Origin of the sequence: Bacillus sp. FSL R9-9530 (genome assembly GCF_038008145.1) — a bacterium.
Taxonomy (GTDB): Bacteria; Bacillota; Bacilli; order Bacillales; family Bacillaceae_G; genus Bacillus_A; species Bacillus_A mycoides.
Genome location: NZ_JBBOYO010000001.1, coordinates 2008557 through 2030763, shown reverse-complemented (window position 1 = coordinate 2030763; position 22207 = coordinate 2008557). Strand labels below are relative to the sequence as shown.

The 22207-nt window shown below is 34.4% G+C and carries 24 protein-coding genes and 2 other annotated features; of the genes, 18 read left to right on the top strand and 6 right to left on the bottom strand.

Going from position 1 to position 22207, the window contains the following annotated elements; genetic code table 11:
• The first annotated feature begins 172 nt into the window (after positions 1 to 172).
• Complete coding sequence (locus MKX66_RS10155) at positions 173 to 394, top strand: hypothetical protein (RefSeq protein ID WP_002031341.1); 222 nt, start codon at positions 173 to 175, stop codon at positions 392 to 394.
• Between the two features lie 244 nt (positions 395 to 638).
• Positions 639 to 1088 (top strand): DUF6376 family protein, encoded by a 450-nt coding sequence (locus MKX66_RS10150; protein WP_002012340.1) that lies wholly within the window; start codon positions 639 to 641, stop codon positions 1086 to 1088.
• A gap of 35 nt (positions 1089 to 1123) precedes the next feature.
• Here the strand turns inward: MKX66_RS10150 and MKX66_RS10145 are convergent, their stop codons facing one another.
• The 3 genes from MKX66_RS10145 to MKX66_RS10135 all read right to left on the bottom strand — a co-directional run bounded on the left by MKX66_RS10145 (position 1124) and on the right by MKX66_RS10135 (position 3000).
• Positions 1124 to 1462, bottom strand: a complete 339-nt coding sequence (locus MKX66_RS10145; RefSeq protein ID WP_002135751.1) for an EamA family transporter — start codon at positions 1460 to 1462, stop codon at positions 1124 to 1126.
• A complete protein-coding gene (locus MKX66_RS10140; RefSeq protein ID WP_002086172.1) occupies positions 1455 to 1796 on the bottom strand; it encodes an EamA family transporter in 342 nt (113 codons plus the stop codon). Before MKX66_RS10140 ends, MKX66_RS10145 begins: the two co-directional genes overlap by 8 nt.
• A 202-nt stretch (positions 1797 to 1998) precedes the next feature.
• The gene (locus MKX66_RS10135) at positions 1999 to 3000 is read right to left on the bottom strand and encodes a S66 family peptidase (RefSeq protein ID WP_002141346.1); all 1002 of its coding nucleotides are present in this window, start codon (positions 2998 to 3000) and stop codon (positions 1999 to 2001) included.
• 219 nt (positions 3001 to 3219) lie between these two features.
• On the opposite strand from MKX66_RS10135, the gene MKX66_RS10130 reads away from it, so the two are divergent.
• Positions 3220 to 4173: a D-alanyl-D-alanine carboxypeptidase family protein gene (locus tag MKX66_RS10130; RefSeq protein WP_002031349.1), complete on the top strand. Its 954-nt coding sequence runs from the start codon at positions 3220 to 3222 to the stop codon at positions 4171 to 4173.
• A gap of 249 nt (positions 4174 to 4422) precedes the next feature.
• Positions 4423 to 5022 carry a nitroreductase family protein gene (locus tag MKX66_RS10125; protein WP_002141347.1) on the top strand — a complete coding sequence of 200 codons (600 nt, stop codon included), beginning with the start codon at positions 4423 to 4425 and terminating at the stop codon, positions 5020 to 5022.
• Positions 5023 to 5065: 43 nt separating this feature from the next.
• On the opposite strand, the gene MKX66_RS10120 is transcribed toward MKX66_RS10125, so the two are convergent.
• Entirely contained in the window at positions 5066 to 5236 is a 171-nt protein-coding gene (locus MKX66_RS10120; RefSeq protein ID WP_002086168.1) for a hypothetical protein, read from the bottom strand.
• Between the two features lie 717 nt (positions 5237 to 5953).
• Here MKX66_RS10120 and entFM point away from each other — a divergent pair.
• Entirely contained in the window at positions 5954 to 7243 is a 1290-nt protein-coding gene (gene entFM, locus MKX66_RS10115; RefSeq protein ID WP_341086043.1) for an enterotoxin EntFM, read from the top strand.
• Between the two features lie 166 nt (positions 7244 to 7409).
• Here entFM and MKX66_RS10110 read toward each other — a convergent pair whose 3' ends face one another.
• Positions 7410 to 8174, bottom strand: a complete 765-nt coding sequence (locus MKX66_RS10110) for an alpha/beta fold hydrolase (protein ID WP_002141349.1) — start codon at positions 8172 to 8174, stop codon at positions 7410 to 7412.
• 275 nt (positions 8175 to 8449) lie between these two features.
• Between MKX66_RS10110 and MKX66_RS10105 the strand changes: the two genes are divergently transcribed.
• From MKX66_RS10105 to MKX66_RS10070, 8 genes are all read left to right on the top strand, one after another.
• Positions 8450 to 10210, top strand: coding sequence for an ABC transporter ATP-binding protein (locus tag MKX66_RS10105; RefSeq protein WP_326996464.1), 1761 nt, complete (start codon positions 8450 to 8452; stop codon positions 10208 to 10210).
• Between the two features lie 86 nt (positions 10211 to 10296).
• On the top strand, positions 10297 to 10974 hold the full coding sequence (gene hitR / locus MKX66_RS10100) for an envelope stress response regulator transcription factor HitR (RefSeq protein ID WP_002031358.1): 678 nt from the start codon (positions 10297 to 10299) through the stop codon (positions 10972 to 10974).
• On the top strand, positions 10971 to 12044 hold the full coding sequence (gene hitS, locus MKX66_RS10095; protein ID WP_016103187.1) for an envelope stress sensor histidine kinase HitS: 1074 nt from the start codon (positions 10971 to 10973) through the stop codon (positions 12042 to 12044). Before hitR ends, hitS begins: the two co-directional genes overlap by 4 nt.
• Positions 12045 to 12212: 168 nt before the next feature.
• Positions 12213 to 12932, top strand: coding sequence for a 3-ketoacyl-ACP reductase (locus MKX66_RS10090; protein WP_000818985.1), 720 nt, complete (start codon positions 12213 to 12215; stop codon positions 12930 to 12932).
• A gap of 149 nt (positions 12933 to 13081) precedes the next feature.
• The gene (locus tag MKX66_RS10085; protein WP_016103188.1) at positions 13082 to 13753 is read left to right on the top strand and encodes an O-methyltransferase; all 672 of its coding nucleotides are present in this window, start codon (positions 13082 to 13084) and stop codon (positions 13751 to 13753) included.
• Positions 13754 to 13886: 133 nt separating this feature from the next.
• Complete coding sequence (locus MKX66_RS10080; RefSeq protein WP_193653627.1) at positions 13887 to 14765, top strand: aminoglycoside 6-adenylyltransferase; 879 nt, start codon at positions 13887 to 13889, stop codon at positions 14763 to 14765.
• 252 nt (positions 14766 to 15017) lie between these two features.
• Entirely contained in the window at positions 15018 to 15848 is an 831-nt protein-coding gene (locus tag MKX66_RS10075) for a peptidoglycan-N-acetylglucosamine deacetylase (RefSeq protein ID WP_002031366.1), read from the top strand.
• A gap of 70 nt (positions 15849 to 15918) precedes the next feature.
• Positions 15919 to 16257 carry an SdpI family protein gene (locus MKX66_RS10070; protein WP_002012358.1) on the top strand — a complete coding sequence of 113 codons (339 nt, stop codon included), beginning with the start codon at positions 15919 to 15921 and terminating at the stop codon, positions 16255 to 16257.
• 44 nt (positions 16258 to 16301) lie between these two features.
• On the opposite strand, the gene MKX66_RS10065 is transcribed toward MKX66_RS10070, so the two are convergent.
• On the bottom strand, positions 16302 to 16910 hold the full coding sequence (locus MKX66_RS10065) for an NUDIX hydrolase (protein WP_326996465.1): 609 nt from the start codon (positions 16908 to 16910) through the stop codon (positions 16302 to 16304).
• Between the two features lie 81 nt (positions 16911 to 16991).
• On the opposite strand from MKX66_RS10065, the gene MKX66_RS10060 reads away from it, so the two are divergent.
• The 5 genes from MKX66_RS10060 to MKX66_RS10040 all read left to right on the top strand — a co-directional run bounded on the left by MKX66_RS10060 (position 16992) and on the right by MKX66_RS10040 (position 22142).
• Positions 16992 to 17630 (top strand): pyridoxamine 5'-phosphate oxidase family protein, encoded by a 639-nt coding sequence (locus MKX66_RS10060; RefSeq protein ID WP_341086036.1) that lies wholly within the window; start codon positions 16992 to 16994, stop codon positions 17628 to 17630.
• Positions 17631 to 17866: 236 nt separating this feature from the next.
• Positions 17867 to 18098: a binding site (T-box leader), on the top strand.
• A 115-nt stretch (positions 18099 to 18213) separates the two neighbouring features.
• Positions 18214 to 18445 (top strand) — a binding site (T-box leader).
• 155 nt (positions 18446 to 18600) lie between these two features.
• The gene (locus MKX66_RS10055) at positions 18601 to 19896 is read left to right on the top strand and encodes a homoserine dehydrogenase (protein ID WP_002031370.1); all 1296 of its coding nucleotides are present in this window, start codon (positions 18601 to 18603) and stop codon (positions 19894 to 19896) included.
• The gene (thrC, locus tag MKX66_RS10050; RefSeq protein ID WP_002189302.1) at positions 19889 to 20947 is read left to right on the top strand and encodes a threonine synthase; all 1059 of its coding nucleotides are present in this window, start codon (positions 19889 to 19891) and stop codon (positions 20945 to 20947) included. The genes MKX66_RS10055 and thrC overlap by 8 nt, the downstream gene beginning before the upstream one ends.
• Positions 20944 to 21837, top strand: coding sequence for a homoserine kinase (gene thrB / locus MKX66_RS10045; protein ID WP_002189304.1), 894 nt, complete (start codon positions 20944 to 20946; stop codon positions 21835 to 21837). The genes thrC and thrB overlap by 4 nt, the downstream gene beginning before the upstream one ends.
• A 92-nt stretch (positions 21838 to 21929) precedes the next feature.
• Positions 21930 to 22142, top strand: coding sequence for a DUF6366 family protein (locus MKX66_RS10040; RefSeq protein ID WP_002031378.1), 213 nt, complete (start codon positions 21930 to 21932; stop codon positions 22140 to 22142).
• Positions 22143 to 22207 lie beyond the last annotated feature (65 nt).

Here is a 22207-nt window from a genome sequence, read left to right as displayed (position 1 = left end):
ATTCTTGGTAGTTCAAGGTTTGTGTTTTTTTGTATTTGTGGTGAAATCATATAAGCCGTATAAGCTATTTGATCATGAAATGGTTATATATTGTTAGAAAGGGTGTTTAAAACCTATCCTTTCAAGGCAATACTTGAGCCATAGTGAATGGATTGTTGGAAGGCGTGATTATATGTTTGAAGAGGATGGCATTGTTTTAATACTGGAGCCTGCTGATGAGCGGAATATGAGGAAATTTATTTTTACAGTACCGAAGTCAGTTTATGAAAAAAAAGAAATTTTATTACATTACGGAACACCTTTAGGTCAAGGATATACGGACATTATAGAAGATATTATTAGTGTACATATAGACATAGATATTATAACAGTAATAGGGCATGTGAGAGGATAAAGAGAAACTTTAATTAGTGAGAGCTATACGTACCTGGAAAACAGACGTACTTAAAATAAGTATGTCTGTTTTTATATTTAAATGAAGATAGTTTCGAGGTACATGTTGAACAGGATAATAATGATTTTTCTAGAATGTATAAGAGGAAGATTAAAAAAATAAGATATGATGTGATAAAGTGTATAAGAAGAAAATAAAGTGTTTATAAATGAATAAAAGTATGGCAATTATTTAGGAGGTAAAAATGAAGTTTACAAAAACAATGTTACTTTCAATTGTAGTTTCAATTGGTTTGATGGGATGTTCGCTAGTAGAGGAAGGGAAGAACTCCATAGATTACGCTCAAAAAGCGACAGACTATGTAAATGAAATAAGTGCATTTGCAAATGAAGCGCCAGCATTAGCAGAAAAGGCTGTTAATGATGGGGAAGCCCGGAAAGAACTAGAAACGAAACTTACTGAAATTAAACAAGATATACCAGCTTTTAATGAATTAACACCACCAGATGTAGCGAAGGATCTTCACCAGCAAATCGTCGGGTATAATGAAAAGTTAAATACATTAATTGATACATCTATGACAAAGATAGAGGAAGGGAAAATGAATGTAGAGCAGTTTAAAAACTCTGAGCTTATGCAGACGATAGAACAAGTTCGTGATTTGAAAGATAAGGTTCAAAATTTAGGGCAATAACAAAAAGATCCGTTTATGATAAACGGATCTTTTTGTTATTGAATACAATAGATGATTACACCAATGACAATAATAATGTTGCCAATGATTTTTCGTTTCGTGATTTTCTCCCCTAGGAAGTACCAACTGAAAATTAAAATGATGATATAACTTAATGATTCTAATGCAGATGCTTGCTTTAATGCCATGCCCTTTAAGGCGATCACATTTAATCCGGCATTAATTACAAATAAAAAGTAGCCGATGATAACATAAGGATTCACATATTCTTTTATTCTAGAATCGTATTGTTGTAAAGTAGCCTTTTTTAATAATATTTGTGAGTAATTGGCTAAAATTATCCCAAATATCAATAATAACATATAACTATTCATCTTTTGTCACCACCACAATTCCGACGATAATAATAGCTGCGCCAAGTATGTGATTCCACTGTATCGTATCTCCAAACAGGAATACTGACCAAAGCATTGACCATAGTATGATAATCCCACGGTGTGAATATGCTCTAGAAATTTCAAAGTTCTTAATGACTTGTTGCCATAGAATTGCATATCCGAATAAAAGTACAACAAGTCCGAAGTAAGCAATAAAAAATGAAATTGATGCAATAGGGAATTGAGATGCCCATTTCATGTAAACCATAATGATAGAATATATCAAGAAGGCTACATGTAGAAATACATAGTTTTTAATAGTTGGTTTCATATATTCACTCTCTTTTACTTTATATACACGTATGTAAACTCGATGTATATAATCAATAGCTTCTTATTATATATAAAAGGCATATTGAAATGATTTTTGTTTATTTCTTCACATTCCAAAATATATAGTATCATGTCTTCTAATGTAAAACAATAGAAGGCAATGCGTAGCTTTAGAGCTGAAAATAATAGAGCTAGTAGAGTTAGATTTTCCACTGTTCTATAATTTGTATCGTTTTATTTGTTGCATCCATCTCTACTTGAATACCTATTGGCAAAGTAATCATTGGATGAGTATGACAACAGTCAAAATCGGCTAGAAAAGGAAGTTTTTGATTTTGTAATACTTCTAATAATATTTCGTAAGGTTTTCTATTTGTACCACAATCATCAAATTGTTCATGTTTTCCAAGGATGATACCTGAAACTTTATCAAAAACGCCGTTAATTTTAAGTGATGAAAAACTTCTTTCGATAGTAGCTGCATCTTTTGAGCTATCTTCAATAAAGAGAATGTCACCATCTTGAATAAGTGGCATATAGGGGCTACCCCAAATACCTTGTATAGTGTTTAAATTCCCACCAATAATACGTCCAGTAGTTTTTCCGCCCATTACTGAAATCCAATTGTTCGGTCGAAGATCTTTTTCTTTCGTTTTTTCTTCCCAATTAATAAATTCATCTGACCAAAATAACGGCTGGTTTATGTTGTAAGGAAGGTGTTGATCAGTTAATAAAGTATCCGCAAAATATTTGTACGTGCAATCTACGAAAGGCTCAAATTCACCAAAAGAAGGAACAAGTGCTGGACCATAAAATGTAGGAATTCCTGTTTTTGCATAAATACCTAGTAATAATGCTGTTGTGTCTGAATAGCCAATCATTATTTTAGGATTCTTTTGAAAAGTCTCATAATCAATATAAGGTAATAATGAATTTGAATTCAGTCCCCCAATTGTCGACATGATACAAGAGACGTTAGGGTTTCTAATCAAGTCATTTAATTCCTCAGCACGCTCTTTAATGCTCCCGGAACGATAATAATCATATTGACCTGTTAGTGAACCTTCTAATATATGAAATCCTTTCTTTTGTAAGTATAATTTTGCGCGCTCAAATCTCTTTGGAGAAGTATAGGTTACTGGTGAAGAGGGAGAGTAGATGCCAATGGTATCGCCATATTTTAATGCTTTTGGAAGTATCATTTGTATAAATCCTTTCTATTATATAGTGTTTTTGTGTTTAAATGTAATTGAATATTCTTATATTTCGTTGTTTTTAGTGTAACACATATGAAAAAGAGAACGAGGTTGAAATTATAATTGTTATAGATGAATAAATATGCTTTTTACCTTGACGATATAAAGTAATTGTTGTTATGGTTAAACATGAGTGTATAAAAGGTTTGTTAAAGGAGTTTTAGAATGAAGCGGTTAAAATGGGGAAGATTAACAATCCTGTTAGTAGTAATTCTGGGTATATGTTGGTTCTTTTTCCAAGGAGTTCAAAAGAGTGAAACAAATGTAGATACTCAGCCTTTACAAGTGGCAGAGCTACCTAAAACAGGGCTATCTGAAAAAGTAGTTCCACCAAAATATATACCACCAGAAATTGATGCAAAAGCAGCTATTATTATCGATGCGAGTAATGGAGAAGTTATTTATCAAAATAATGAAAATGAAGCTGTTGCCCCTGCTAGTATGTCAAAAATGATGACAGCATATCTCGTTTTAGAGAGTATACATAATGGGAAAGTCCACTGGGAAGATCCAGTGAAAATAAGTGCAAAGTCGGCACAAACAGAGGGTGCAAAAATCCCGATGCAAGCAAATGATACATTAACTGTTAAGGACTTATATCATGCGTTAATGATTGAATCGGCTAATAATTCGGCTGTCGCTTTAGCGGAACATGTAGCTAAGACAGAAAAAAACTTTGTTCAACTTATGAATGAAAAAGCAAAGCAGTTAGAAATGTCAGATAAAGCTAAATTCGCGAATGCTTCCGGATTGCAGGAGCCCGACGGAAGTGAAACGAAAATGACAGCAGCTGACGTATCGAAATTAGCGTACCATCTTATAAAAGATTACCCAGAGATATTAGAAGTGACTCACTTACGTCAAAGTCAGTTAGCATTTAATAATATTAATGTTACAAACACAAATGAGATGTTAAACAAAAATAATAAAGCTTTATATATAGAAGGAATAGACGGTTTAAAAACAGGGTTTACAGATAGCGCAGGGTATTGTTTTACAGGTACTGCAAAACAAGGCGATAATCGTGTTATTACAGTTGTTATGGGGACAAAAAGTAAAACAAAACGTTTTACAGAAACAAATAAATTAATGTCCTATGCATTTCAATTGCTTAATTAGGTGAAGAAAGAAGTAATTTAGATTGTTATAAAAATAAGACAGACAGTTTATTGAACCTTGATTTTGGTGAGAATAAACTGTCTGTCTTATTTTTTGACGTATAGGAAGTGGAAACTCAAGTGATATCATTTGAGTTTGTTTTTGTTTGTTGATATTATTAAGTTAAGAACTTATTAATAATAAGTTCGAGAGGCATTACATGCTTCGTACATATGATACTGCCTCAAATGAAAATTGGAGGGAATTGTAATGGCAAAAGATTTTTACTCAGCAATTGAAGACAGAAGATCTATTTACGCGATTAGTAAAGAGCAAGTAGTTTCTGATGAAAGAATTCAAGAAGTGATTTATCATGCTGTGAAACATACACCTTCGGCTTTTAATTCTCAAAGTGCAAGAGTTGTTGTATTACTAGGTGAACAACACGACAAATTATGGAATGTTACGAAAGAAACGTTACGAAAAATTGTGCCTGAAAATAATTTTGCACCTACTGAAGAGAAAATGAATGCATTTAAAAGTGGCTATGGAACAGTTTTGTATTTCGAAGATAGTAAAGTAGTAGAAAGTTTGCAAGAGAACTTTGCACTATATAAAGATAATTTTCCTACATGGTCTCAGCAATCTTCTGGAATGTTGCAATTTGCGATTTGGACAGCATTAGAGATTGAAGGTTTTGGTGCTACACTACAGCATTATAATCCGTTGATTGATGAGGAAGTAAAAAAAGAATGGGATGTACCTGAAAACTGGAAGTTAACTGCGCAAATGCCATTTGGTAAACCGGTAGTTTCGGCAGGAGATAAAGAATATCAGCCATTAGAAACTCGTGTGAAAATTTACAAATAAAATAAAAAATAAAAGGTGAACAGAGATATAATCTGTTCACCTTTTATAAGTAGTAAGGATTTTTTTTGTAGGAATTTTTCATCTGATTTTTTAATTTGTTTTTACGTGTTTCAATAGTTGATACTTTTTGTAATGTTATAATTGAAACGAATTGAAAAAAAGCATAGTACAGTTCTATATTTTTATTTATAGGATCATCTATTATGTTTTTCATAAATATATCTCCTTTTTTTATCTCACTATTTGCGGGCAGTAAGGCTTCCATATCAAAATTCAATGATACGTATAGAATACCGACCTGTAAAAGTTCGATTGGTTTCAGTGTGGGGTGAATAAAATTTGTATGGATTAAAATCCTACTTTATATATGATAATATAAATATCCTGAAAATTCCATGGATAGTGAAAAATAGATAGTGGAATGTGTATTTTCGTCAAATTAGAACAGAATTTTTGGAGTTAAATCTTACAAATCGTCAAATCTTTTAAAAACGATGGATAATATCAAAAATAGTTTTCTAAAAATATTATACTATTGATAAAAAAAGCATTTTTTGTCATGATAAGAGTATGCTTCATGGAAGGGACTTTACTAGAAAATACATTCTTTGCATTGTATTAGATTAATAGAGTTTTTTAAAGTGGATAGCAAAAGAAAAATATATATTAAGATAATGAATGGAATGTCGAATTTTCAATGAAATACATAAGAAATTTGAAAAAAGCATTGCAAAAACACACTGTTTAATGATAAAGTTCACATGAAGTTCACACTAAATTCACTTCAATCGTTTAAAATAAACGATGTGTGAAAAATAAAACTCTTGCTAAAAAATGGAACTGGATGAATATTTTACTTTGATAATATTGTAAAGTACTAAGTTTATAGTTTTCTCAAGAGGATAGTAGGGAAAGGAAGTAAAGACAACTTATGAAAAAAGTAATCGCAGGTTTAGCAGCAGCATCTGTAGTAGGTGTAGCAGTTCCTGGAATGGATTCTGCTCATGCACAAGTTTCAAATGATGCGCTAAAAGAAATTAATGGACAAACTCAAACTCAAACGACTGTAACTGAAACAAAAACGGTAGAAACAACTTCTGAATTAAAATACACAGTAACAGCTGATGTATTAAATGTACGTTCAGGTGCTGGTACAGGACATAACGTTATTTCTAAAGTGAAATCAGGTCAAGTACTTCAAGTAATTGGACAAGAAAACGGTTGGTTCAAAGTTAGTGTAAATGGTCAAACAGGTTATGTAAGTGGGGACTTCGTAACAACTGGTGGCAATAAAGGAACTACTACTACTGTTCAGCAAGGAACAGGTACTTACACAGTAAACGTTTCTTCATTAAACGTACGTACAGGCCCAAGTGCATCTCATACTGTTTTAGGTTCTGTAAATAAAGGAAAAACAGTTCAAGTTGTAGGTGAAGTTCAAGAATGGTTTAAAATTAACTTCAATGGTGGAACTGGATACGTAAGTAAAGACTTCGTAACAAAAGGTGGTTCAGCTGTATCTAACGAAACTCAGCAACCAACTACAAACAACAACAATACTACTACAGTTCAAACTGGTGGATCTTATGTTGTTAACACAGGTGCTTTAAAAGTACGTACAGGTCCAGCTACATATAACCCTGTAATTGGTGGGGTAACAAATGGTACAGTATTAAACGTTACTGGCGCTGAAAATGGTTGGTATAAAATTAACCATAATGGCCGCACTGGTTACGTAAGTGCAGACTTTGTTAAGTTTGTAAAAGGCGGAGTGAATAATGTAGTTACTGGTGGTAACCAAGGTACGAACCAAGGTACGAACCAAGTACAAAAACCAACAGCACCAACAGGTGGAGATACATCTTCAATCGCTGGATTCGCTAGATCTTTAAATGGTTCACCATACAGAACTGCTGGTACAACACCTGCTGGTTTTGACTGCAGTGGATTCATTCACTACGTATTAAATCAAACTGGTCATAAAGGCGCTCGTCAAACAGTTGCTGGATACTGGAGCTCTAAAACAAAGACTAACAGTCCACAACCAGGTGATTTAGTATACTTCCAAAATACTTATAAATCAGGTCCTTCTCACATGGGCGTTTACTTAGGTAATGGACAGTTCATCAGTGCAGAAACTGACGCAACTGGTGTACGCATTAGCTCTGTAAGCAACTCTTACTGGAGTAAGCACCTATTAGGTTACACAAAAGCATACTAAGAAAAAGTATTTTATATACTTTTCGTATAGAGAAAAGGCTTTCCAGGGAAACTTGGGAAGCCTTTTTCATAGTTGGATAAACTAACAGTATAGTAGTATTTATCCTGCTATTTGCGGGATAATAATCAGCGGGGATGGACAAATCCCCGCTGATTAAAGTTTCACTTTATGTCAATTTTCCATGCAAAAACTTAGCATATAAATCATGAAAATAGTTTGGACGGAATAAGTTTGCTGCATGACCTGCTAATGGAATTTCTTTATATAAAACGTTCGGAAGAATGGACTTCAAATCAAAGAGACAAGATTTATAGAGATGATCATGTTCTCCCATCACCCATAATATAGGATGGGGAAGTGCTTTTAATTTAGATTTTAAGTCGAATTCTAAGCGGTGTCGTAATGACTCAGCAATAATGGACGAGTGTAATTGTAATCCGAAACGGTAATAAATATTTCGTGAAATAACAGCGAATGGATTTGCCCTTAGTATTCCACTTGGAAAAATAGTACTAGCATACTGAGAAAGCCAAGATGAATATTCATCACCACGTTTTTCCCAAAAATTCTGAAAAACATTATATAAACGGGAAGGGTTATTATAATGTCCACCAATATGACAAATACTCAATACTTTTTCTGGATGCATTTGTGCAAATGTCGTAGAGATATAACAGCCATAGCTTAGAGCGCAAATATGAGCCTTTTTAATTCCCTCTTTTTCATACAAGTTCAATAATTGATCTACGAGGCGCTGTATTGAAAAGTCGATAGCTTCTCCTTTATCGTCGCCGTGACCTAATAAATCATAAGTTATAATGTTGTAGGAGGCAGAAAATCGTTTATGCTCTTTTTTGAAGGCGCGGCGATTTCCAACTAATCCATGAATAAAAATGATTGTTTCCTTTTCGGAATGTGTATTTGTTTGCAAAAAGGATACTCCTTTCAATGCTGGAGATTTATATAGTGTTTTAAATTAGCTAATTGATAAAATTAGTTATATATTTTCTATGCGTAGTCTATAATTTACATAGAATAATAATAAGTACCAGGTAATAATATCAGATATTTATACTTGTTGTAAAGATGAGTTTATATGTATATTTTGTAAAATTAGAAAAAAGTGTGTTTACATTCAGTTTACATTTATAGCGTATTCTAGTTTTAGAAAGAATAGTTTTGTTTATAACGAGGAGATGAACGACAATGGAAGTTAGGAATACAGAAAAGAAAAAAGGGAATTGGAGGCAGTTTTTACGTCTCATTCAAGATACAAATCCACCGAAAGGCATTCTTATTTTTGCATTAATAATGAGCTTACTTTCTACTGGAGCGAGTTTGTTTATTCCAATGCTGACAAAAGGTTTAGTTGATAATTTTTCACTTTCTTCAATTAGTACGGGACAAATTGTTGGATTAATTGCATTCTTTATTATTCAAACAATTGCTGCAGGATTGTCAATTTATTTACTGAATTATATTGGACAAAAAATTGTAGCTGGACTTAGAGAACGATTGTGGAAAAAGGTACTTATTTTACCAGTGTCTTATTATGATCAAAACAGAACGGGAGATACAATTAGTCGTATGACAAATGATACAGGTGTTGTTAAAACATTAATTTCTGAGCATTTGTCAAACTTATTAACAGGCGGTATCTCAATTATTGGGTCATTAATTGTATTATTTGTTTTAGACTGGAAAATGACAATTTTACTTTTAACGGTTATTCCATTATCGGTACTAATTTTAGTTCCACTTGGACGGAAAATGTATAAGATTTCAAAAGCACTTCAAGATGAAACGGCTTCTTTTACTAGTGTATTAACACAAGTACTATCAGAAATTCGTTTAGTAAAATCTTCAAATACGGAAAAAAAAGAATATGAAACAGGTAATACAGGTATCCAAAAATTATTGCAATTTGGTTTGAAAGAAGGAAAAGTGCAAGCATTAATTTCACCTGTTATGTCGTTTGTTTTAATGGCATTGCTTGTTATTATCGTAGGGTATGGTGGAATGCGAGTTTCTAGTGGTGCATTAACAACAGGTGAACTTGTAGCATTTATTTTGTATTTGGTTCAAATTATTATGCCAATGAGTCAGTTATCAATGTTCTTTACTCAGTTCCAAAAAGCAATTGGTGCAACCGAAAGAATTAATACGATTTTAGAATATGAAGTAGAAAATCATGAAACAGGTATGAATGTTACAAATGCGAAGCAGCCGATCGTTATTGAAAATGTACATTTTGAGTATAACGAAGAAGAGAAAATCTTGAAAAATATCGACTTCACGATTGAATCTGGAAAAGTAACGGCGATTGTAGGACCGAGTGGTAGCGGAAAAACAACTTTATTCTCGCTGTTAGAACGTTTTTATGAGCCAACTAGTGGTTTCATAAAATTAGGGAAAGAACCAATTAAAGCATATTCATTACAATCATGGCGACGTCAAATTGGTTACGTTTCACAAGATAGTCCGTTAATTGATGGAACGATTCGTGATAATATTTGCTACGGTGTTGAGGGTGAAGTGACGGATGAAGAAATTGAAAAAGTAGCAGCGATGGCGTATGTTGATGCGTTTATTCATGATTTACCAAGTGGATACGCAACAGAAGTTGGAGAGCGTGGTGTGAAGCTTTCTGGAGGGCAAAGACAACGAATTGCGATTGCTCGAGCGTTACTACGAAACCCGCAAATCCTTATGTTAGATGAAGCGACGTCAAGTCTTGATAGTAAATCGGAATCGGTTGTTCAGAAGGCGTTAAATAACTTAATGAAAGGTAGAACAACTTTAGTTATTGCGCATAGACTTTCTACTGTTGTAGATGCAGATAAAATTATCTTTATTGAAAAAGGGAATCTTACAGGAAGTGGCTCACATGATGAGTTATTACGGACACATGACATGTACCGTGAATTTGCAATGCAACAATTGAAAATTAAAGAAGGAGCATTATAGAATGAAAACAAACAGTGAAGGGGCACTTCACTGTTTGTTGATTTTAGAGTGCTAAAAAGTATGTTAAGCAGAAAGGATATGATTCCTTGATACCCAAAATTTTAATTGTAGATGATGATCCGCACATTAGAGAACTTGTTTCTGTATTTTTGGAACGAGAAGGTTTTCAAACATATGAGGCCGTTGATGGATTAGATGCTCTTCGAAAAATAGAAGAAGTGAAAGTCGAAATGGCGATTATTGATATTATGATGCCAAATATGGATGGGTTTGATTTATGTTATGAATTAAGAAAATACTATGATATCCCAATTCTTATGCTGACTGCTAAAGGTGAAACATCTCAAAAAGTAAAAGGATTTCACCTCGGAACAGATGATTATCTTGTAAAACCATTTGATCCTTTAGAATTAGTTGTGAGAGTGAAGGCATTATTGAAACGTTACCAAATTACAGTATCGCAATCTATTCAAGTTGGGAATGTACTGTTAAATCGTAAAACATTTGAAGTTAACGTTGGAGAACAAACGGTGACGCTGCCGCTAAAAGAATTTGAGTTGCTCTTTACATTAGGATCTAAAGCGGGAAGAACTTGTTCAAGAGAGCAATTAATAGAAGACGTATGGGGATATGATTTTGAAGGGAATGAACGCACGCTAGACGTTCATATTAATCGGTTGCGTGAAAAGTTTCAAGAAGAGCTATCAAAGTTTAGTATAAGGACGATAAGGGGCTTAGGGTATCGCTTAGAGGTAAGTAAATGAGAAAAAGAGAAAGAATGAGTAAGATGAAGATGTTAAAAGTAATGGGGGCGATAGTAGCGCTCTTTGCTTTTCTTACTATAATTTGGTCAATAGCCTTTTTTGTATCGTCTAGTGTAATGAAAGCTTTTGAAATAAACGTATCGCCTTTTATTACTTTTCTAATTAGTGATATGGTCGGCTTTGTTTTTATCGTTCTTATTTGGACATTAATCGGAATTTTAATGAGACCGAAGCGAGAGGCGATGATTTGGACGATCATTGAACCGATACAAAAAATTGCAAAAGGGGACTTCTCTGTAAAAATACGGAATGAAGAAAAGTATGATGGTGAAATTGGTGTGCTTGTAAAAAGTATTAACGATATGACGGATGAACTTAATGCAATGGAGAAAATGAGACAAGAATTTGTATCGAATGTTTCTCATGAAATACAGTCGCCATTAACATCTATTAAGGGATTTGCTCGAGCGCTACAAGATGATAATCTACCAGTTGAAAAAAGAAAACATTATCTTACTATTATTGAAACTGAAACAACGCGATTATCTAAATTGAGTCAAAATTTATTGAAGCTAACACTTTTAGAGTCAGAGGAGTATTCACCAGAAAGAGCTACTTATCGATTAGATCAACAGTTGAAACAAATTGTGTTAAATAGTGAGCCTCTTTGGGATGAAAAAGGACTTGAGCTAGATCTTGATATGGATAAAGTGTGTGTTACTGCAGACAAAGAAAGTATGAGCCAAGTATGGATTAATTTAATTCATAACAGTATTAAATTCACACCAAATGGTGGCACGATTACAATTCATTTAAAAGAACATAAAGAATTCCTGGAAGTAAGTATTCATGATACGGGAATTGGTATATCCGAAGAACAGAAACAACATATTTTTGAACGTTTTTATAAAGCGGATTCTTCACGAAACCGTGCTTATGGAGGAAGTGGATTAGGTCTAGCAATTGTAAAAAAAGTACTCGACCTTCATCAAGGAAAAATAAAAGTTGAGAGTGTAGAAGGAAATGGTACAGAATTTATTGTGCGTATTCCAAATCATGAAGAAAAATAGTGTTAGAAGGAGGCCTTCTAACACTATTTTTCTTTAAAAATGCATTTACCATTACTATAGTTACCTATAAGTAACCTACGCACATAAAAGTGCATCATTGCCTTTTTACATAAACATAGCTACACTTTTAATATAATAAACAACTGAGAAGATTAAGGAGTGTTACACTTGGCAGAATTATTACAAGGAAAAAATGCTTTAATTACAGGAGCAGGTAGAGGGATTGGTCGCGCTGTAGCGATCGCATTAGCGAAAGAAGGCGTAAATGTTGGTCTTTTAGCTCGTTCAGAAGAAAACTTAAAAGCAGTTGCGAAAGAAGTAGAAGCAGAAGGCGTAAAAGCTGTTATTGCGACTGCTGACGTATCTTCATATGAAGAGGTAACTACTGCAATTGAAACATTAAAAAACGGTTTAGGATCTATCGATATTTTAATTAATAACGCTGGTATTTCTAAATTCGGTAAGTTTTTAGAATTAGACGTTGCTGATTGGGAAAAAATCATTCAAGTAAACTTAATGGGTGTATACTATGCAACTCGTGCAGCTTTACCAAGTATGATTGAACAACAATCTGGTGATATTATTAATATTTCATCTACAGCAGGACAAAAAGGTGCACCTGTAACAAGTGCATATAGTGCTTCTAAATTTGGTGTTCTTGGTTTAACAGAATCGTTAGCGATGGAAGTTCGTAAACATAATATCCGTGTAACAGCTTTAACACCAAGTACAGTAGCAACTGACATGGCTGTAGACTTAGGATTAACTGATGGAAATCCTGATAAAGTAATGCAAGCGGAAGATATTGCAGAGTTTATCGTAGCGCAGCTGAAATTAAATAAACGTACATTTATTAAATCAGCAGGACTTTGGTCTACTAATCCGTAAGGGGTAAATTTATAAACAAAGAAGGGACATCTATTCTGTAATGGAATGGGTGTCCCTTTTTTATTTTTTTGTATGTAAAGCAGAATTGTCGGTATAATGTGAAGTGAATGGTAGAAAAGCATGAAAAACTTGAAGGGGATGGTATTTCCATGAGTACGATTGAGAAATGGACGGCTGTTGATCAATATATGAGTGATGTATTAATACCGAAAGACTCTACATTAGAAGAAGTTCTTCAAGCAAATGCTTCAGCTAATTTACCGGCACATGATGTATCGCCAACTCAAGGGAAGTTTTTACAACTATTAGTACAAATTCAAGGAGCGCGTAACATTTTAGAGATTGGCACTCTAGGCGGATATAGTACAATATGGCTTGCAAGAGCATTGCCATCTGGAGGGCGAATTGTTACATTAGAGGCAAGTGAAAAGCATGCTGAAATTGCACGGAGCAATATTGAGCGTGCCAATTTGAATGATAAAATTGAAATACGATTAGGATTAGCGTTAGATTCTTTAAAACAAATAGAAAATGAGAAGTATGAACCATTTGATTTTATTTTCATAGATGCGGATAAACAAAATAACCCTGCTTATTTTGAATGGGCACTGAAACTATCACGACCGGGTACTGTAATTATTGGGGATAATGTAGTACGTGAAGGAGAAGTTATTGACAATACTAGCAGCGACCCTCGTGTGCAAGGGATACGCCATTTCTATGAGCTAATAGCTGCTGAGCCGCGTGTAAGTGCTACTGCGCTTCAAACTGTAGGAAGTAAAGGGTACGATGGGTTTGTAATGGCAGTCGTAACAGAGTAATGTAAGGAGGAAAAAGGGATGAAAAAGAAGTTTCAAAAATTATAACGTGTATCTTGTACAACGAATTTAGCTCGTGGACCTCCAATTTACATAGCTTTATATTATATATTAAAAACTTGGAGGCTATAAGAAGATGAGAACTGAAAAAGAAATGTTAGACTTAATTATAAATACAGCAAAAGAGGATGAAAGAATTCGAGCTGTCATCATGAATGGGTCACGTGTGAATCCAAATGTGAAAAAAGATTGTTTTCAAGACTATGATATTATTTATGTTGTAAAAGATATACAATCTTTTACGTGTAATCATAGTTGGATTAATAGATTTGGAGAAATAATGATTGTGCAAATGCCGGAAGAAATGTCGTTACTTCCAGCTGATAAAGACGGGAAATTTCCGTATTTAATGCAGTTCATGGATGGGAATCGAATTGATTTAATGCTAGTTCCAGTTGATTTAATAAATAAATTTATTGGACAGGATAGTTTAAGTAAATTACTACTGGATAAAGACAAATGTATTGGAGAATTTCCGCCAGCAAGTGATAAAGATTACGTTATAAAAAATCCTACAGAAAAAGAGTTTTTCGATTGCTGTAATGAATTTTGGTGGTGCAGTACAAATGTAGGAAAAGGATTGTGGCGCGAGGAACTTTCTTATGCGAAAGGAATGCTTGAAGGCCCAATGCGTGATATGTTAATCGTAATGCTAGAATGGCATATTGGTATGAAAACAAATTTTACAGTGAATACCGGAAAGTTTGGTAAGCATTTCGAGCAATATGTTGAAAAAGATACGTGGGAGCAATTTAGAAATACATTTTCAAATGCAGAATATGAAAATATATGGGAGTCATTCTTTGTAATGGGTGATTTATTTAGGGAAGTTGCGAACGAAATTGCTAACACATATGGATATCAATACCCGCAAGATGATGATGACAAAGTGACAAGCTATTTAAAACATGTGAAAGTTTTGCCGAAAGGTAGTACATCGATTTATCCCGCATAAACGGGCAGTAAAACCCCCACCTCAAAATCCAGCGAATGCAAGGAAGTTAGGTGGGGGATAACTGCCCGATTGGTTCAACTAATAATCAGTCGGGAATGGACAAAAGCCCCACTGATTAAAGTTTCACTTTATTAATTGTATAAAGCAGTAAGACTGTCCTAATTACGGACAGTCTTATTTTTGTTCATGAATAAGAATTTCTCTAACAAAGTACAGATGAATCACATATGAAATTTTAGGGAGGTTTTTATCATGTATTATTTTTACGCACCAGAAATGTTCGTTCCATTTCATTGGGGACTAGAACGAAATGTTTCGTATGCTTATATGCCATATCATTCATTTTATTATGGAAACTATATAGACGCAGTGCCGTATGTATTAAATGTTCCGCAAAATGATCAAGTCAAAGTGAAGGAAGAGAATCGGGGGTCATGGACACCTTTTTCATGGGTTGAAAAATATGCGTATGCATTTTCAGGACCATACAATAAAGCGGAAGTAGCTCTTACATTTGATGATGGACCAGATTTAGTATTTACGCCAAAAATTTTAGATAAGTTAAAACAATATAATGTAAAAGCTACTTTTTTCTTACTTGGTGAAAATGCAGAAAAGTTTCCGAATGTAGTAAAGCGTATCGCGAATGAAGGGCATGTAATTGGTAACCATACGTATAATCATCCGAATTTAGCGAAAGTAAATGAGGCTGAATACCGTAATCAAATTATAAAAACGGAAGAAATATTAAATCATTTAGCTGGTTATGCACCGAAGTTTATACGTCCACCATACGGTGAAATACTTGAAAATCAATTGAAGTGGGCGACAGAGCAAAATTTTATGATTGTACAGTGGAGTGTTGATACAGTTGATTGGAAAGGGGTAAGTGCTGATACGATTACAAATAATGTGCTAGGGAATTCATTTCCAGGAAGTGTCATACTTCAACATTCGACTCCAGGTGGACATTTGCAAGGATCTGTCGATGCACTAGACAAAATCATTCCGCAGTTAAAAACGAAAGGGGCACGTTTTGTAACACTTCCAAGTATGTTCCAGACATCTAAAGAGAGAAAATAAAAATGTTAATAATTGGGATTTTAAGGGTTGTATAGTATAATGAAGGTGTAAGTTAGGGGGGATATAATTGATGGATGCACTAGTAAACATAGGAATGAGCATATTGATTGGTATTATATTTATACTTGCGGCACTTATTCTTCAAAAAAATCCACCGACGGATATTAACGCAGCATATGGTTACCGTACGAAACGGTCTATGAAAAATAAGGAATTATGGGATGCAGGTAACAAGTATAGTGCAGAAGTGATGAAACAAAATGGATTCATTATGATGTTAATTGGAAGTGTTATTAGTATACTGTTTAGATATCCACATACAATGATAGCGATTATGATTGTTATGCTGTTGTTAATTATACGATTATTTATACGAGTAGAGAAAAAATTAAAGATACTTGAGCAATAAAAAAATAAGACTCCCGAATACAGTAAGCTGGGAGTCCTATTTTTTTATAAACTATTTTTGTTTAGCGATTCTTGTCCTTGCACTATAACAAATTCATAGTATTCAAGATCATAAGGATAAATATCTTCAAATGTTATCGTTATCGGATTATTGTTTAAAACAGAATTAGTCGTTAAAGATGAAATCTCTCTTCTTAATAGTTGTAGAAAAGAAGTCGCATGTACTTTCATCACATCGTCTACTTCTTCACCTGGTGCAAATGGAAGTGGTTTTATTACATTGTGGAAATACATATGACAAAACTCACGATCAGTAAGGCTTGAAATTTCATAATCTATTTTATAGATTCCTTTGTATGTTAAATCATTCGTTTGGAAGGAAAGACCCAGTTCTTCCTCAATTTCACGTAGACCGCCAATTAGTACATCTTCATCATGCATAATATGTCCGGCGGATGTAATATCCCATATACCCGGAGCTTCTTTTTTATTATTAGAGCGTAATTGGAAATATAAGAACATATCCTCAGCATCTTTTTCTATAAACCAGCAATGAAATGTTTCGTGCCAATCACCGTCACGATGCACGTCATCACGTAATTTCTTTCCAAGTGTATTTCCTTCAGGATCAAATATTGTTAACCACTCTGTCATTTTAATTCCCCTTTCTGCAAATTTTATTATACAATATTTGTATTGAATTTTGGGAAAATAAAGAAAAAGGAGTGATTATTAGTGAAGATAGAGAATAAGGAAATAAAATCAATAATTTCAACTGAGGAAGAATTACGACAAATATTGGGGCAACCAAGTGAACGGGCTTTGAAAAAAGTTATTTCATCACTTGATCACCATTGTGTAGATTTCCTGTCTAAATCGCCTTTTCTAGTATTATCTACTGCAAATAAATTCGGAGAGTGTGATGCTTCGCCGAGGGGGGACGCACCTGGATTTGTATATGTATTAAATGAAAATAAAATTATCATCCCAGAAAGACCGGGTAATCGTCGTATAGACTCTATTTTAAATATAATTTCAAATTCGCACGTAGGGTTAATCTTTTTTATTCCGGGTCTTGGGGAAACACTCCGAATAAACGGTAAAGCATATATTACGAACGATGAAGAAATTTTGAAAGAAATGCAGGCGAATGGACGCAATCCGTTACTTGGAATTGTTGTTGAAATAGAAGAATGCTATATTCATTGTGCAAAAGCTTTTATTCGTTCAAAAATGTGGGATCCAGAGTCATGGTTAAATAAAACAGAGCTACCTTCAGCACCGAAAATGTTAATGGAGCATGCGAAAGTGAATGCTTCAGAAGAGGACGTTGCACGTTCTTTAGAAGAAAGTTATAGGGAAAGATTGTATTAAAAATTATTTTTTAAATATAGTGTTGAAGTATGAAACTCTAAACGTTTTAGAGTGAGACTTTAACTATGAATATTGTTAATTTGTATGTGATGAATATATGTGCAAGAGAATAAATCTGTATTAGATGATTTGTTATTTTAAAATATAATTATTCATATTCTTAAAAATTGTGAAGAAAAATAGGCTTGCTTTTTAAAAAGTTGATAACTATAATAAGTTAACAAATAGACATGAACGAAAAAGTAACGATAAGGACATGAGATGATTTTTACGGTTTACAGAGAGGGAAGACAAGGCTGTGAGCTTCCTAACACGAAAAATGATCTTACCACCTTTGAACTTCAATAGTGAACGAGTAATCGAGTAATTATTGACGGTATCAGCCGTTATCTGAACTTGAGCAATCTAGAAGAAAGTAAGTCTAGGTTGGAACAAGGGTGGAACCACGAAAACACATTCGTCCCTTTCCTAGGGATGAGTGTGTTTTTTTATAGTTTTTAAGATTGAAAATTTAAAACAATTAAAAAATAGTATTGATTTTGTTTTTTATGCGAGTATAATGAGTTAACAAATAAACATGAGCGAAAAAGTAACGATAAGGACATGAGAACATTTTTACGGTTTACAGAGAGGGAGGCCAAGGCTGTGAGCTTCCTAACACGAGAAATGATCTTACCACCTTTGAACTTCAATAGTGAACGAGCAATCTAGTAATTATTGACGGTATCAGCCGTTATCTGAACTTGAGCAATCTAGAAGAAAGTAAGTCTAGGTTGGAACAAGGGTGGAACCACGAAAACACATTCGTCCCTTTCCTAGGGATGAGTGTGTTTTTTTATTACTTTGAAAGGAGGTGCGGTAACATGAAACGATTAGTACGTACGGAAATAACCACCACCTGCATGATTAAAAAGCAGAGTAAGGTGATTCACAGGTGTAACAATTAAACTATTTAGGAGGAGATTAGAAAATGAATAACGTTATTAATGTTGGGGTATTAGGATTAGGTACTGTCGGAAGTGGTGTTGTCCATATTTTGAAAGAACATTATCGAAAGATCGCTCTTGATACAGGATATGAAGTAAAGGTAAAGACAGTCGTTGTACGTGATTTGGAAAAGGAACGTGATGTTTGCATTGATGGAATCGTAGTAACAAGTAATGTAGATGAAGTTCTAAATGATTCAAATATTGATATTGTAGTAGAGGTAATGGGCGGAATTGAAGAAGCAAAACAGCATATTGTTACGGCTTTACAAAATAAAAAACATGTTGTAACAGCAAATAAAGATTTAATGGCCGTATACGGTGCGGAGCTTTTGCAACTGGCAAATAAAAATGAATGTGACCTATGTTACGAAGCGAGTGTAGCCGGTGGGATTCCAATATTAAGAGGATTATCAGACGGGCTAGCTTCAGATCAAATTGAAAAAATAATGGGAATCGTAAATGGAACAACAAATTATATGTTAACAAAGATGAGTCAAAATGGATGGTCGTATGAAGAGGCTTTACAGGAAGCGCAAAAATTAGGGTTTGCAGAATCAGATCCGACAGCGGATGTAGATGGACTAGACGCTGCGAGAAAGGTAGCAATTCTTGCAAACTTAGGTTTTTCGATGAATGTTTCTTTAGATGATGTTCAAGTTAGAGGTATTCGAAAGGTTGAAAAAGAAGATTTAGAGATGGCCGAAAAATTAGGATTTACAATGAAATTAATTGGTAAAGCAGAGAAACAAGGATCAGCCATTCATTTAAGTGTAGAACCGACTTTATTACCAAGGCATCATCCGTTATCGAATGTAAATAATGAATTCAATGCGGTGTATGTTCACGGTCAAGCAGTAGGGGAAGTGATGTTTTACGGACCTGGAGCTGGGAAGTTACCAACTGGTTCTGCTGTAGTAAGTGATATTATTTCAATCGTTAAAAATATGAATCAAGTTCCGAAAAATAAAAGTGCGTTAAAAGAACCAGAGCCTTACGAATTACAAGGAGATGAAGAAGTAGTTTCGAAATATTTCTTACGTATTTCATTACGAGATGAGCCAGGGATGTTGCAAAAAGTAACGGAATGTTTCGTTAATTACTCTGTAAGTTTAAAAGAAGTTATTCAATTACCTTTAAATCGCGAACTTGCAGAAGTCGTTGTTGTGACGCATCGAACTTCAAAATATCAATTCGAACAAGTTTTAGGGGCGATAGAAGATGTCGCAAGTGAAATAAACAGTTACTACATTATTGAGGAGGAAAAACAATATGTATAAAGGACTATTAAAACAGTATGCTTCTTATTTACCAGTGAATGAAAACACACCTGATGTCAGCTTAATGGAAGGGAATACACCTCTGATTCCATTATTAAATATATCAAAGCAATTAGGAATTCAGTTATACGGGAAATATGAAGGAGCGAATCCAACAGGTTCTTTTAAAGACCGTGGCATGGTAATGGCAGTTGCAAAGGCGAAAGAAGAAGGGGCAGAGGCAATTATTTGTGCATCTACAGGTAATACATCGGCATCAGCTGCCGCATATGCGGCACGCCTCGGAATGAAATGTATTATCGTAATACCAGAAGGAAAGATTGCGCATGGGAAATTAGCGCAAGCAGTTGCTTATGGAGCGGAGATCATTTCAATAGAAGGGAATTTCGATGATGCACTTAAGGCTGTAAGAAATATTGCTGCAGAAGAGCCGATTACATTAGTAAACTCAGTAAATCCTTACCGAATTGAAGGGCAAAAAACAGCGGCATTTGAAATTTGTGACCAGTTGCAAAACGCACCAGATGTTCTAGCTATCCCTGTTGGAAATGCTGGGAATATTACAGCATATTGGAAAGGGTTCTGTGAATACGAGAAAGAAAAAGGCTATAAGAAGCCCAGAATTCACGGCTTTGAAGCGGAAGGAGCGGCGGCAATTGTAAAAGGACATGTCATTGAGGCACCTGAAACGATTGCAACAGCGATTCGCATCGGTAATCCGGCAAGTTGGTCGTATGCAGTAGAGGCTGCCGAACAGTCTAATGGTGAAATAGATATGGTGTCAGATGAGGAGATTTTACATGCGTATAGATTGTTAGCAAAAACTGAAGGAGTTTTCGCAGAGCCAGGATCAAATGCTTCATTAGCGGGTGTAATTAAACATGTTCAATCTGGAAAAATTAAAAAAGGCGAAACAGTTGTTGCAGTTTTAACTGGAAATGGTTTAAAAGATCCTGATATCGCAATTTCTTCTAATAAATTTGATATTGCAAGTGTGTCAAATGATATAGAACAAATTAAAGATCATATTAAAGGGGTGATTATGTCGTGATACCATTAAGAGTTCGTGTTCCTGCTAGTACAGCGAATGTTGGACCAGGATTTGATTCTGTTGGAATAGCTTTGTCATTATATTTAGAAGTAAGTGTAAAGGAAGAAGCTGATAAGTGGCAAGTGATACATTCTTTTGACGATTCAATTCCAAAAGACGATAAAAATTTAATTGTTAGCACGGCATGTAAAGTATGTCCTTCTTTATCACCCCATATAATAGAAGTTACTAGTAATATTCCGCTGACAAGAGGGCTAGGAAGTAGCGCATCAGCGATTGTAGCAGGAATAGAGCTTGCGAATCAACTTGGAAATTTATATTTAACAACTGATCAAAAGGTTCAAATTGCTACAAACTTTGAAGGACATCCAGATAATGTCGCTGCTTCTATTTTAGGTGGAACTGTAATCGGAGCACTTGATGGAAAAAATGTTTCGGTTGTAAGGATTGAAAGTAAGGAATTAGGCGTAATTTCTCTTATTCCGAATGAAGAGCTAAATACGGATGAAAGTCGATCTGTATTACCAGAGATGTTTCCGTTTCATGAAGCGGTTAAGGCTAGTGCGATAAGTAACGTATTAGTAGCTGCGTTATGTCAAAAGAAGTGGGAAGTTGTAGGTGAAATGATGGAAAGAGATCATTTCCACGAGCCATATCGTTTAGAACTTGTACCGTTATTACCATCAATTCGTAAATGTGCAAAAGAATTCGGAGCATATGGAACAGCGCTTAGTGGTGCGGGACCATCCATTTTTATTTTAACTCCGTACGAGAAGCGTAAAGAAATAGCTGACCAATTAGCGAGAGTATTTGCAGCTATGAAAGTATGTGAGCTTGAAATTGATCATAAAGGGATTACTGTAAATAAGGAAGAACATATTGGATTATAAAGAAAGCTAGCATCGCTAGCTTTCTTTACGTTATGGAGAATCTATTTTAAAGGGGACTTTTCGGAATAAACATTAATTTTAGAGGTGATTATATGAGTTCAAAAGAGTCACCAGAAGAAAAAAGAGAACGCATGAGACAAAGTGAATTGAAAAATAATCCTACCGGTTCTTTGAATGATGGACTCAACAGGGCGGAATCAGGTAGCCCCGCTGATATGACAGGTGGTATGAATTGGAAAGGTACAGGGATATTAATTTTAGTGCTAGTTTTAGGATATATTATATATAGTTACTTTTTCAGTTAAGGAAAGCTTGATGGAAGTTAGATTTGCTTGATCTAATTATTAGTGAGAATAAAAAAAAGGATTAA

Excerpts from the sequence above, each read along its gene's own strand:
- MKX66_RS10155 (WP_002031341.1), top strand. The coding sequence starts at position 173 with ATGTTTGAAGAGGATGGCATTGTTTTAATACTGGAGCCTGCTGATGAG.
- MKX66_RS10150 (WP_002012340.1), top strand. The coding sequence starts at position 639 with ATGAAGTTTACAAAAACAATGTTACTTTCAATTGTAGTTTCAATTGGT.
- MKX66_RS10145 (WP_002135751.1), bottom strand. The coding sequence starts at position 1,462 with ATGAATAGTTATATGTTATTATTGATATTTGGGATAATTTTAGCCAAT.
- MKX66_RS10140 (WP_002086172.1), bottom strand. The coding sequence starts at position 1,796 with ATGAAACCAACTATTAAAAACTATGTATTTCTACATGTAGCCTTCTTG.
- MKX66_RS10135 (WP_002141346.1), bottom strand. The coding sequence starts at position 3,000 with ATGATACTTCCAAAAGCATTAAAATATGGCGATACCATTGGCATCTAC.
- MKX66_RS10130 (WP_002031349.1), top strand. The coding sequence starts at position 3,220 with ATGAAGCGGTTAAAATGGGGAAGATTAACAATCCTGTTAGTAGTAATT.
- MKX66_RS10125 (WP_002141347.1), top strand. The coding sequence starts at position 4,423 with ATGGCAAAAGATTTTTACTCAGCAATTGAAGACAGAAGATCTATTTAC.
- MKX66_RS10120 (WP_002086168.1), bottom strand. The coding sequence starts at position 5,236 with ATGAAAAACATAATAGATGATCCTATAAATAAAAATATAGAACTGTAC.
- entFM (WP_341086043.1), top strand. The coding sequence starts at position 5,954 with ATGAAAAAAGTAATCGCAGGTTTAGCAGCAGCATCTGTAGTAGGTGTA.
- MKX66_RS10105 (WP_326996464.1), top strand. The coding sequence starts at position 8,450 with ATGGAAGTTAGGAATACAGAAAAGAAAAAAGGGAATTGGAGGCAGTTT.
- hitS (WP_016103187.1), top strand. The coding sequence starts at position 10,971 with ATGAGAAAAAGAGAAAGAATGAGTAAGATGAAGATGTTAAAAGTAATG.
- MKX66_RS10085 (WP_016103188.1), top strand. The coding sequence starts at position 13,082 with ATGAGTACGATTGAGAAATGGACGGCTGTTGATCAATATATGAGTGAT.
- MKX66_RS10080 (WP_193653627.1), top strand. The coding sequence starts at position 13,887 with ATGAGAACTGAAAAAGAAATGTTAGACTTAATTATAAATACAGCAAAA.
- MKX66_RS10075 (WP_002031366.1), top strand. The coding sequence starts at position 15,018 with ATGTATTATTTTTACGCACCAGAAATGTTCGTTCCATTTCATTGGGGA.
- MKX66_RS10070 (WP_002012358.1), top strand. The coding sequence starts at position 15,919 with ATGGATGCACTAGTAAACATAGGAATGAGCATATTGATTGGTATTATA.
- MKX66_RS10065 (WP_326996465.1), bottom strand. The coding sequence starts at position 16,910 with ATGACAGAGTGGTTAACAATATTTGATCCTGAAGGAAATACACTTGGA.
- MKX66_RS10055 (WP_002031370.1), top strand. The coding sequence starts at position 18,601 with ATGAATAACGTTATTAATGTTGGGGTATTAGGATTAGGTACTGTCGGA.
- thrC (WP_002189302.1), top strand. The coding sequence starts at position 19,889 with ATGTATAAAGGACTATTAAAACAGTATGCTTCTTATTTACCAGTGAAT.
- MKX66_RS10040 (WP_002031378.1), top strand. The coding sequence starts at position 21,930 with ATGAGTTCAAAAGAGTCACCAGAAGAAAAAAGAGAACGCATGAGACAA.